At 70.5% G+C, this 10,041-nt stretch carries 10 protein-coding genes; 3 read left to right on the top strand and 7 right to left on the bottom strand.

What is annotated here, in order from left to right:
• Positions 1 to 141: 141 nt before the first annotated feature.
• Positions 142 to 966: a purine-nucleoside phosphorylase gene (locus ABZ016_RS41075; protein ID WP_356921890.1), complete on the bottom strand. Its 825-nt coding sequence runs from the start codon at positions 964 to 966 to the stop codon at positions 142 to 144.
• 105 nt (positions 967 to 1,071) lie between these two features.
• Positions 1,072 to 1,509 (bottom strand): gamma-glutamylcyclotransferase, encoded by a 438-nt coding sequence (locus ABZ016_RS41070; protein WP_356921889.1) that lies wholly within the window; start codon positions 1,507 to 1,509, stop codon positions 1,072 to 1,074.
• A gap of 95 nt (positions 1,510 to 1,604) precedes the next feature.
• Here ABZ016_RS41070 and ABZ016_RS41065 point away from each other — a divergent pair, with 95 nt between their 5' ends.
• Both ABZ016_RS41065 and ABZ016_RS41060 read left to right on the top strand, forming a co-directional pair.
• Positions 1,605 to 3,053 carry an NAD(P)H-quinone dehydrogenase gene (locus ABZ016_RS41065; protein WP_356921888.1) on the top strand — a complete coding sequence of 483 codons (1,449 nt, stop codon included), beginning with the start codon at positions 1,605 to 1,607 and terminating at the stop codon, positions 3,051 to 3,053.
• 166 nt (positions 3,054 to 3,219) lie between these two features.
• The gene (locus ABZ016_RS41060) at positions 3,220 to 4,206 is read left to right on the top strand and encodes a DeoR/GlpR family DNA-binding transcription regulator (RefSeq protein ID WP_356921887.1); all 987 of its coding nucleotides are present in this window, start codon (positions 3,220 to 3,222) and stop codon (positions 4,204 to 4,206) included.
• Positions 4,207 to 4,572: 366 nt separating this feature from the next.
• Here ABZ016_RS41060 and ABZ016_RS41055 read toward each other — a convergent pair whose 3' ends face one another.
• On the bottom strand, positions 4,573 to 6,345 hold the full coding sequence (locus ABZ016_RS41055; RefSeq protein WP_356921886.1) for a biotin carboxylase N-terminal domain-containing protein: 1,773 nt from the start codon (positions 6,343 to 6,345) through the stop codon (positions 4,573 to 4,575).
• Between the two features lie 344 nt (positions 6,346 to 6,689).
• Here ABZ016_RS41055 and ABZ016_RS41050 point away from each other — a divergent pair, with 344 nt between their 5' ends.
• Positions 6,690 to 7,166: a hypothetical protein gene (locus ABZ016_RS41050; RefSeq protein WP_356921885.1), complete on the top strand. Its 477-nt coding sequence runs from the start codon at positions 6,690 to 6,692 to the stop codon at positions 7,164 to 7,166.
• On the opposite strand, the gene ABZ016_RS41045 is transcribed toward ABZ016_RS41050, so the two are convergent.
• The 4 genes from ABZ016_RS41045 to ABZ016_RS41030 form a co-directional block, all read right to left on the bottom strand.
• Entirely contained in the window at positions 7,135 to 7,755 is a 621-nt protein-coding gene (locus tag ABZ016_RS41045) for a nucleoside triphosphate pyrophosphatase (RefSeq protein WP_356921884.1), read from the bottom strand. The genes ABZ016_RS41050 and ABZ016_RS41045 overlap by 32 nt on opposite strands.
• 18 nt (positions 7,756 to 7,773) lie before the next feature.
• Entirely contained in the window at positions 7,774 to 7,902 is a 129-nt protein-coding gene (locus tag ABZ016_RS41040; protein ID WP_356921883.1) for a hypothetical protein, read from the bottom strand.
• 101 nt (positions 7,903 to 8,003) lie between these two features.
• Positions 8,004 to 8,213: an acyl-CoA carboxylase epsilon subunit gene (locus tag ABZ016_RS41035; RefSeq protein ID WP_356921882.1), complete on the bottom strand. Its 210-nt coding sequence runs from the start codon at positions 8,211 to 8,213 to the stop codon at positions 8,004 to 8,006.
• 24 nt (positions 8,214 to 8,237) lie between these two features.
• Positions 8,238 to 9,842: an acyl-CoA carboxylase subunit beta gene (locus tag ABZ016_RS41030; protein WP_356921881.1), complete on the bottom strand. Its 1,605-nt coding sequence runs from the start codon at positions 9,840 to 9,842 to the stop codon at positions 8,238 to 8,240.
• Between the last annotated feature and the right edge of the window lie 199 nt (positions 9,843 to 10,041).

Raw genomic sequence — 10,041 nt, 5'->3', positions numbered from 1 at the left:
AGCTGCGGGCAGTCGTGCCGCTGGGGCGATGGGGGTCCCCCCTGCTCGAGCGAAGCCGAGAGCTTGGGGGAGGGTGGGCGCAGCGGCACCCCGCTGCGCCGGGCTGCGCAACGCCCCGGCCCCAGCAGCAACGCCCAGGGGCTACAGCCGCCCCAGGACCTGCGCCAACAGCGACCCCATCCGCGTCGCGGAGTCACGCCCCGCCTGCAGAACCTCCTCGTGGTTCAGCGGCTCACCGGTCATCCCCGCGGCGAGATTGGTCACCAGGGAGATCCCGAGAACCTCCGCCCCCGCCTCACGCGCGGCGATCGCCTCCAGGACCGTCGACATGCCCACCAGATCCGCACCGATCACACGAGCCATACGGATCTCGGCCGGGGTCTCGTAGTGCGGGCCGGGGAACTGGGCGTAGACGCCCTCCTCCAGCGTGGGGTCGACCTCCTTGCACAGGGCGCGCAGGCGCGGGGAGTAGAGGTCGGTGAGGTCGACGAAGTTCGCGCCGATGATGGGCGACGTGGCGGTGAGGTTGATGTGGTCGCTGATCAGGACCGGCTGGCCGGGGCGCATGCCCTCGCGCAGGCCGCCGCAGCCGTTGGTGAGGACGATCGTCTTGCAGCCGGCCGCCACCGCGGTGCGGACACCGTGGGCGACGGCTGCCACGCCGCGGCCCTCGTAGTAGTGCGTACGGCCGAGGAAGACCAGGGCGCGCTTGTCGCCGATCCGGTAGGAGCGGATCTTGCCGCCGTGCCCTTCGACCGCCGGCGGCGGGAAACCGGGCAGCTCGGTGACCTGGAGCTCGGCCTCGGGGGCGCCGAGGGCGTCCACGGCCGGGGCCCAGCCGGAGCCCATCACGAGGGCGACGTCGTGGGTCTCGGCGCCCGTGAGTTCGCGCAGGCGGGCCGCGGCGGCGTCGGCGGCGGTGTGCGGGTCGCCCTGGATGTCGTCCGGAAGAAGAGATGCGTTCACGCCGACGAGAGTAGCCGCTGTTTGCCTACGCGCGTAGATGGTGGAGCTCACGGGGTTGTGATCGTTGCCTTGTCGTTTCCAACGAGGGGCCCGGCGAGGGTTCCGTCAGCAGGGGCGCTTGCGCAGTTCCATGACGTAGTCGTGAGGGGCCCCGGCCGATTCGGCCGCGTCGGCGATCTCACCCAGGTAGCGGGCGGAGGGCAGGCCGCCCTCGTACGCGTTCAGGGCGAAGGCCCACGCCGGCTCCTCCCCGTCCAGGGTGTGCACCCGTACGCGGGTACGGCGGTAGATGTCGAGGCCCACCCCCTCCCAGCGGTCGAGTGACTCCTCGTCCATGGGGGCGATGTCGTACAGCGCGACGAAGACCTGGGAGGCCGGGTCCTCGACGATCGTCGGCAGGGCGCCCTCCCACCCCATGTGCTCGCCGCCGAAGGTCAGCCGCCACCCGTTCAGCCAGCCCGTGGCGCGCAGCGGCGAATGAGGGGCGCGGCGGGTCATCAGCCGCGCGTCGAGGTTGCCGGCGTACGCGGCGTAGAGCGACATGGACAGAGGGTACGGCAGGTGGCCCGGAGTCACTCGCGTAACAGAGCCGCATAGGGCGGCCCCCGGGGCGGTGCCCCGTTGATGGGTGCGGGACAATGGGGTACGTGACTCGGATCGTGATCATCGGTGGCGGACCCGGCGGATACGAAGCGGCGCTGGTGGCCGCTCAACTCGGCGCGGAGGTGACCGTCGTCGACTGCGACGGTCTGGGCGGGGCGTCGGTGCTCACCGACTGCGTACCGTCGAAGACCCTGATCGCCACGGCCGAGGTGATGACCACCTTCGACTCGTCGTACGAGGAGCTGGGGATCATCGTCGCCGACGACACCCCGCCCATGGAGCAGGCCGCCCGGGTGGTGGGTGTGGACCTGGGCAAGGTCAACCGGCGTGTGAAGCGGCTCGCGCTCGCCCAGTCGCACGACATCACCGCCTCCGTGACGCGTGCCGGGGCGCGTGTCATGCGTGGGCGCGGGCGGCTGGAGGGCATGCAGGCGCTGGACGGGTCGCGCAAGGTCGTGGTGCGCGCCGCCGACGGGAGTGAAGAGACTCTTACGGCCGATGCTGTGCTCATCGCCACCGGCGGGCATCCCCGCGAGCTGCCCGACGCCCTGCCGGACGGTGAGCGGATCCTGAACTGGACCCAGGTGTACGACCTCGACGAGCTCCCCGAGGAGCTGATCGTGGTCGGGTCGGGTGTGACCGGTGCGGAGTTCGCCGGCGCCTACCAGGCGCTCGGGTCGAAGGTGACGCTCGTGTCGTCGCGGGACCGGGTGCTGCCCGGCGAGGACCCGGACGCGGCCGCCGTGCTGGAGGACGTCTTCCGGCGGCGCGGCATGAACGTCATGGGGCGTTCCCGGGCGCAGTCCGCCAAGCGCGTGGGGGACCGGGTCGAGGTGACCCTCTCCGACGGGCGGGTCATCACCGGGTCGCACTGTCTGATGGCCGTCGGTGCCGTGCCCAACAGTGCGGGCATGGGTCTTGAGGAGGCCGGGGTCAGGCTGCGCGAGTCCGGCCACATCTGGACCGACAAGGTGTCGCGTACGACCGCTCCGGGCGTGTACGCGGCCGGTGACGTCACGGGCGTGTTCGCGCTCGCCTCCGTGGCCGCCATGCAGGGACGCATCGCCATGTACCACTTCCTGGGCGATGCGGTGGCCCCGCTGAACCTGAAGACCGTCTCGTCGAACGTCTTCACGGACCCGGAGATCGCCACCGTCGGCTACACGCAGGCCGACGTCGACGGCGGGAAGATCGACGCCCGGGTGGTGAAGCTGCCGCTGCTGCGCAACCCGCGCGCCAAGATGCAGGGCATCCGCGACGGCTTCGTCAAGATCTTCTGCCGGCCGGGCACGGGCATCGTGGTCGGCGGTGTGGTCGTCGCGCCGCGCGCCTCGGAACTGATCCACCCCATCTCGATCGCGGTCGACAACAACCTGACGGTCGAACAGATCGCGAACGCCTTCACCGTCTATCCCTCCCTGTCGGGCTCGATCGCCGAGGTGGCACGGCAGTTGCACACCCGTAAGGAGACCGGCGAGGGCTGAGGCCGAAAAGCGACTCCGCGCTGGTCACGTGGAGTGTTCGACCATTCGTACGGCATAGGCGGCGGGACTAAGCCCTATACCACTTCCCGCTACCCGGTGCGAACATCTTCTGCTATTCAGCGCAAACTGCTGAAAGCAGACGGTCGCTGGCGTTACTGTCAGTTTCGTGTTCGCTGCAGAACGTCGCCAATTGATCCTCGAAATGGTGCGAGCGAACGGAGCCGTGTCGCTCCGTGAGCTCGCCCGCGTCGTCCAGACCTCCGAAGTGACCGTACGGCGGGACGTGCGCGCGCTGGAGGCAGAAGGACTCCTCGACCGCCGGCACGGCGGTGCGGTACTGCCGGGCGGTTTCACGCGGGAGTCCGGCTTTCCGCAGAAGTCTCATCTCGCGACCGCCGAGAAGACCGCCATCGCCGACCTCGCCGCGAACTTCGTGGGAGAGGGCGAGGCGATCGTGGTCGGGGCGGGTACGACGACCCAGGAGCTGGCCCGCCGGCTCGCCCGGGTGCCAGGGCTGACCGTCGTCACCAACTCGCTGCTGGTGGCGCAGGCGCTGGCCCATGCCAACAGGGTCGAGGTCGTGATGACCGGGGGCACGCTCCGCGGGTCCAACTACGCCCTGGTCGGCAGTGGTGCCGAGCAGTCCCTGCACGGGCTGCGGGTGTCGCGGGCGTTCCTGTCCGGGAGCGGGCTGACCGCCGAGCGGGGGCTGTCCACGTCCAACATGCTGTCGGCGTCCGTCGACCGGGCGCTGGTGCAGGCCGCGGCGGAGGTGGTCGTCCTCGCCGACCACACCAAGCTCGGTACGGACACCATGTTCCAGACCGTGCCCACGGATCTCATCACGCGTCTCGTGACGGACGAGCCGCCCGCGCACGACGACCGTGCGGCAACGGAGCTTCAGGCGCTGGCCGACCAAGGTGTGCAGATCGCCGTGGCCGGGGGGCAAGGGGGTTCGGCGGGGGCGGTGGGCCCTGGGGGTGATTCCGTCCCTGCGCGTCAGCAGCGGCGGGATGTGCCTTTGCCGGGGCCTCGGAGGCAGGTGCCGGGGGGTGGGGGCGGCGCGGGTGGACTGCGGTCCGCCTCGATGCTGGGGGAGCAGGGGGCCGGCGGGGCTGAGCGGGCGCGGGTGGCGGATCTGCGGCGGCGGTGAGGCACTCTCAGCTGTCAGGTGCCCGGCGTCGGTGCGGGGGCCGGGGCGTTGCACAGCCCGGCGTAGCGGCGTGCCGCTGCGCCCACCCTCCCCCAAGCTCTCGGCTTCGCTCGAGCAGGGGGGACCCCCATCGCCCTTAGCGGCACGATTGCCCGCAGCTAGGGCGGATGGGCGGCCCGCCCCCACGCGCCCGCACTCGCATACGGCGAGCAGGGGACGTGTCGGGGGGTGTCCGCCCGCAGCGGTTGGCGCGTCAACGGACAGTTAGTCGGTGTCCGAGCCCATCGCGCCGTTCCGAGGACGGACACCCCCCGACGCGGCCCCGACCCACCACCGGTGGTCAGGCGCCGCGCCAGGGGAGGAGCGTCAGTCCTTGATCTCGCAGATCGCCGCGCCCGACGTGATCGACGCGCCGATGTCCGCGCTCAGGCCCTTGATCGTGCCCGACTTGTGGGCGTTGAGGGGCTGTTCCATCTTCATGGCCTCGAGGACGACGATCAGGTCGCCTTCCTTGACCTCCTGGCCCTCCTCGACGGCGACCTTGACGATCGTGCCCTGCATCGGCGAGGCGAGGGTGTCACCGGAGGCGGCGGGGCCCGACTTCTTCGCCGCGCGGCGCTTGGGCTTGGCCCCGGCCGCGAGGCCCGTGCGGGCCAGGGACATGCCCAGCGAGGCCGGGAGGGAGACCTCCAGGCGCTTGCCGCCGACCTCGACGACCACCGTCTCGCGGTCCAGCTCCTCGTCCGTCTCCGTGTCGGCCACCGCCGCGAACGGCTTGATCTCGTTGACGAACTCCGTCTCGATCCAGCGGGTGTGGACCGTGAACGGGTCGGACGAGCCCGTGAGCTCCGGCGCGAACGCCGGGTCCTTCACCACCGTGCGGTGGAACGGGATCGCCGTGGCCATGCCCTCGACCTGGAACTCCTCCAGGGCCCGCGCGGCCCGCTCCAGGGCCTCCTTGCGCGTGCGGCCGGTGACGATCAGCTTGGCCAGCAGGGAGTCCCAGGCCGGGCCGATGACCGAGCCGGACTCCACGCCCGCGTCCAGCCGCACACCGGGGCCGGACGGCGCGTCGAACTTCGTGACCGTGCCGGGGGCCGGGAGGAAGTTGCGGCCCGGGTCCTCGCCGTTGATGCGGAACTCGAAGGAGTGGCCGCGCAGGGCGGGGTCGTCGTAGCCCAGTTCCTCGCCGTCGGCGATGCGGAACATCTCCCGCACGAGGTCGATTCCGGCGACCTCCTCGGTGACCGGGTGCTCGACCTGCAGGCGGGTGTTGACCTCCAGGAAGGAGATCGTGCCGTCGTTGCCGACGAGGAACTCGACCGTGCCGGCGCCGACGTAGCCGGCCTCCTTCAGGATCGCCTTCGAGGCGCTGTACAGCTGGGCGACCTGCTCCTCGGAGAGGAAGGGCGCGGGCGCCTCCTCGACCAGCTTCTGGTGCCGGCGCTGCAGGGAGCAGTCACGGGTGGAGACCACCACGACGTTGCCGTGCTGGTCGGCGAGGCACTGGGTCTCCACGTGCCGCGGCTTGTCGAGATAGCGCTCGACGAAGCACTCACCCCGGCCGAACGCGGCGACCGCCTCACGGACGGCCGAGTCGTACAGCTCCGGGACCTCTTCCAGCGTCCGCGCCACCTTCAGACCGCGACCGCCACCACCGAAGGCCGCCTTGATGGCGATCGGCAGACCGTGCTGCTCGGCGAAGGCCACGACCTCCTCGGCACCGGACACCGGGTCGGGCGTACCCGCCACCAGCGGGGCGCCCGCGCGCTGCGCGATGTGCCGGGCGGCGACCTTGTCACCCAGGTCGCGGATGGCGTGCGGGGGCGGGCCGATCCAGATCAGGCCCGCGTCCAGCACGGCCTGTGCGAAGTCCGCGTTCTCGGAGAGGAAGCCGTAGCCGGGGTGGATCGCGTCCGCGCCGGACTCCCGGGCGGCGTTCAGCACCTTCTCGATGTCGAGGTAGCTGGTGCCCGGGGTGTCACCGCCCAGGGCGAACGCCTCATCCGCGGCGCGGACATGCAGAGCGTCCCGGTCCGGGTCCGCGTAAACGGCCACGCTCGCGATCCCGGCGTCCCGGCAGGCCCGGGCCACGCGGACAGCGATTTCGCCACGGTTGGCGATGAGCACCTTGCGCACGATTGAGGCTCCCTCCTTGAAACAAGCCGAGTTTAGGGACTGCCGACACGGCACTTCGACCCGTCCCCAGTGGTGAGCTTGCCCACACGGAGCGTGATGCGAGGCTCGTTCGACCCGCGAAATCCCTTGTCGCACCGCGGTACGCAGTACTCCTCCGGGAAACCCTAGCCCGCTCCTGTGGTCAAGGTCTCTGTCATCACGTGCTGCGGGCCACTCTGTTTCTTTGTGGAGTCCCTACGAATGGCCCAATGATTCTTTGCCCGCCGCAGAACCCTTGTCCCTGGGTTTACCTGTCAGTAGCGTTCGCGATGTCTTGAACGTACTAGGGGTAAGTGGGTGGCCCGGTGGTGCGCAGGCCGGTGGCGTGGGTCGTGGCGGTGGTGCTGTTCGGCGAGGCGTTCGGTGTCGCCGCGCTGAACTGGTTCCTCGGAGTCGTGGTCGACCGGCAGGACATGTCCCTGGCCGGGCTCGACCCGCACATGATGTCGATGTCGTCGAAGCTCGGCGGGGTCGTCTTCGGCCTCTACTTCGCGCTGTGCGCCCTGGTCGCCCTGCTGGTGGCCCTGCGGGACCGGCCCCCGGTCGGCTTCGGGCGGATGCTGCTGATCAGCGCGGCGGTCGTGCACGGGCTGCTGGGCGCGGTCACCTGGGGCCCCGTCGGCTGGCCCGCGTTCGTGTTCATGGTGCTGGTGCTCGGCCTGATCGTGCTGCTGCTGATGACGTACGACCTTCCGGCCGAGCCCGCCGACGCCGCGCCCGAGGACGGGGCGGACGGCGACGGGTCCGCGGTCACCGCTCCGGCGGCGCCCACAACTCCGTGATGCCGACGCCCAGCTCGGCGAGCAGCCGCCGGACGAGGGGCAGGCTGATGCCGATCACGTTGCCGTGGTCGCCCTTGATCCCGTCGATGAACGGGGCCGAGCGGCCGTCCAGCGTGAACGCCCCGGCGACGTGGAGGGGCTCCCCGGAGGCGACGTAGGCGGCGATCTCCTCGTCGGTGGGGTCGCCGAAGTGGACGACGGTGGACGCGGTGGCCGAGACGTACCGGCCGGTGAGCGTGTCGTAGACGCAGTGGCCCGTCTGGAGGGTCCCGGCCCGTCCGCGCATCGCCTTCCAGCGGGCGGTGGCCTCCTCGGCGTCCGCTGGCTTGCCGAGTGCCTGGCCGTCGAGGTCCAGCACCGAGTCGCAGCCGATCACGATCGCGCCCCCGACGTCGGGACGGGCGGCCACGACGGAGGCCTTCGCCTCGGCGAGGGCGAGCGCCAGTTCGGCGGGGGTGGGGGCGGTGACGGCGTCCTCGTCGACGCCGCTCACGATCACCTCGGGGGCGAGCCCGGCCTGGCGGAGCAGTCCCAGCCGGGCGGGGGACTGGGAGGCGAGGACGAGTCGGCGGCGCGGCTGATCTGTCATGCGTTCAGCGTATCGGCGTCAGCGGACACCGATCACGAGCATCGCGCAGACCATGGCCAACGCCATGAGAACGCCGAGCCGCCGCAGCATGTTCTGCATGTCACGCAGTTCTTCGGGCGGTTCGTTCTCGGGGTCGGACCACAGCATGACACCAGCGTGCGGCCCGGCGGGGCGGGGGCGCCTGAGTAGGGATACTCAAATCGGCGCGCCGTCGGGGGCACGGTTCCCCGTGCCCCCGAAAAGCGATCTCACCCCGGCCAGTAGGTGCGGCCCCACGCCGTCGGCCCCGGCTGGGGCAGGCGGTGGGCGGCGATGCGGGACGGGTCGGACCAGGAGTCGCGGGCGGCGGGTGCGCCGGGCGGCGTTTCGGCCACCGCCGCGGCGCGGGCCCTGACCACCGCCAGGGCGGCGGCCAGCTCCTCCGGGGTCGGGTTGCCCCGTACGACCTTGATCGTCATGTGGGCCTCCTGGGCTCGGCCGTGCTAGAGGGGGATGTTGCCGTGCTTCTTCGGAGGCAGGGATTCCCGCTTCGTACGCAGTTGACGCAGGCCCCGTACGACATGCCGGCGCGTGTCGGACGGCATGATCACGGCGTCGACGTACCCACGCTCGGCCGCGACGTAGGGGTTGAGGAGGGCGTCCTCGTACTCCTGGATCAGCCGGGCCCGGACCGCTTCCAGATCCTCGCCACTCGCCTCCGCCTCGGCCAGGGTGCGGCGGTGCAGGATGTTGACCGCGCCCTGGGCGCCCATGACGGCGATCTGGGCGGTGGGCCAGGCGAGGTTGAGGTCGGCGCCCAGGTGCTTGGAGCCCATGACGTCGTACGCCCCGCCGAACGCCTTGCGCGTGATGAGCGTGATGAGCGGGACGGTCGCCTCGGCGTACGCGTAGATCAGCTTGGCGCCGCGCCGGATGATGCCGTCGTGCTCCTGGTCGACACCGGGCAGGAAGCCGGGGACGTCGACGAAGGTGATGACCGGGACGTTGAAGGCGTCGCAGGTCCGCACGAAGCGGGCCGCCTTCTCGCTGGCCTTGATGTCCAGGCACCCGGCGAGCTGTGTCGGCTGGTTGGCGACGATGCCGACCGGGTGGCCCTCGACCCGGCCGAAGCCGGTGACGATGTTCGGCGCGTACAGCGGCTGCGTCTCGAAGAACTCGGCGTCGTCCAGGACGTGCTCGATCACCGCGTGCATGTCGTACGGCTGGTTCGCGCTGTCCGGGACGATCGCGTCCAGCTCGCGGTCCTCGTCGGTGATCTCGAGGTCGGCCTCCTCGGGGAAAACCGGTGCCTCGGAGAGGTTGTTGGACGGCAGGTACGACAGCAGCTGCTTGATGTACTCGATGGCGTCCTTCTCGTCCCCGGCCATGTGGTGGGCCACACCGGAGGTCGAGTTGTGCGTACGGGCGCCGCCCAGTTCCTCGAAGCCGACGTCCTCGCCGGTGACGGTCTTGATGACGTCGGGGCCGGTGATGAACATGTGCGAGGTCTGGTCGACCATGACCGTGAAGTCGGTGATGGCCGGGGAGTAGACGGCCCCGCCCGCACACGGGCCGACGACCAGGCTGATCTGGGGGATGACGCCGGAGGCGTGGGTGTTGCGGCGGAAGATCTCGCCGTAGGCGCCCAGCGAGGCGACGCCCTCCTGGATGCGGGCACCGCCGGAGTCGTTGATGCCGATGACCGGGCAGCCGGTCTTCAGCGCGAAGTCCATGACCTTGACGATCTTCTGTCCGTAGACCTCGCCGAGGGCCCCGCCGAAGACGGTGAAGTCCTGCGAGAACACGGCGACGGGGCGGCCGTCGACCGTGCCGTACCCGGTGACGACACCGTCTCCGTACGGCCGGTTCTTCTCCAGGCCGAAGTTGGTGGAGCGGTGCTGGGCGAACTCGTCGAGTTCGACGAAGGAACCCTCGTCGAGCAGGAGCTCTATCCGCTCACGGGCTGTCAGCTTGCCCTTGGCGTGCTGCTTTTCGACGGCGCGTGCGGAGCCGGCGTGCGTCGCTTCCTCGATACGGCGCTGCAGATCCGCGAGCTTGCCCGCGGTCGTATGAATGTCAGGCTGCTGCTGCTCTTCCGGCTCGGACATCGGGATGCGGCTCCCTGCCTGCTCAAAAGGGGGGACGGATACTCATCCGTACATTAGTGGGGTGCCTCCGGATCGGCAGTGCGGTGTTTACCACACCGTCCCTGCCTTCCCAGGAACGCCGATGAGATCTACGGAATCGACGGCGCGGCGGCCGACGTGGCGCATACGATCAAGGCGTCGCGGCGGGACACGCCGGAGA

The sequence above is a fragment of the Streptomyces sp. NPDC006372 genome (assembly GCF_040612515.1).
GTDB lineage: Bacteria > Actinomycetota > Actinomycetes > Streptomycetales > Streptomycetaceae > Streptomyces.
The sequence above is the reverse complement of the archived record's forward strand: the minus strand, read 5'-3'. Positions and strand labels throughout refer to the sequence as shown.

Coding starts and splice junctions, on each gene's coding strand:
- ABZ016_RS41040 (WP_356921883.1), bottom strand. CDS start 7,902: ATGCTGTGGTCCGACCCCGAGAACGAACCGCCCGAAGAACTGCGTGAC.
- ABZ016_RS41070 (WP_356921889.1), bottom strand. CDS start 1,509: ATGTCGCTCTACGCCGCGTACGCCGGCAACCTCGACGCGCGGCTGATG.
- ABZ016_RS41045 (WP_356921884.1), bottom strand. CDS start 7,755: ATGACAGATCAGCCGCGCCGCCGACTCGTCCTCGCCTCCCAGTCCCCC.
- ABZ016_RS41065 (WP_356921888.1), top strand. CDS start 1,605: ATGGGGTACGTGACTCGGATCGTGATCATCGGTGGCGGACCCGGCGGA.
- ABZ016_RS41035 (WP_356921882.1), bottom strand. CDS start 8,213: ATGACGATCAAGGTCGTACGGGGCAACCCGACCCCGGAGGAGCTGGCC.
- ABZ016_RS41030 (WP_356921881.1), bottom strand. CDS start 9,842: ATGTCCGAGCCGGAAGAGCAGCAGCAGCCTGACATTCATACGACCGCG.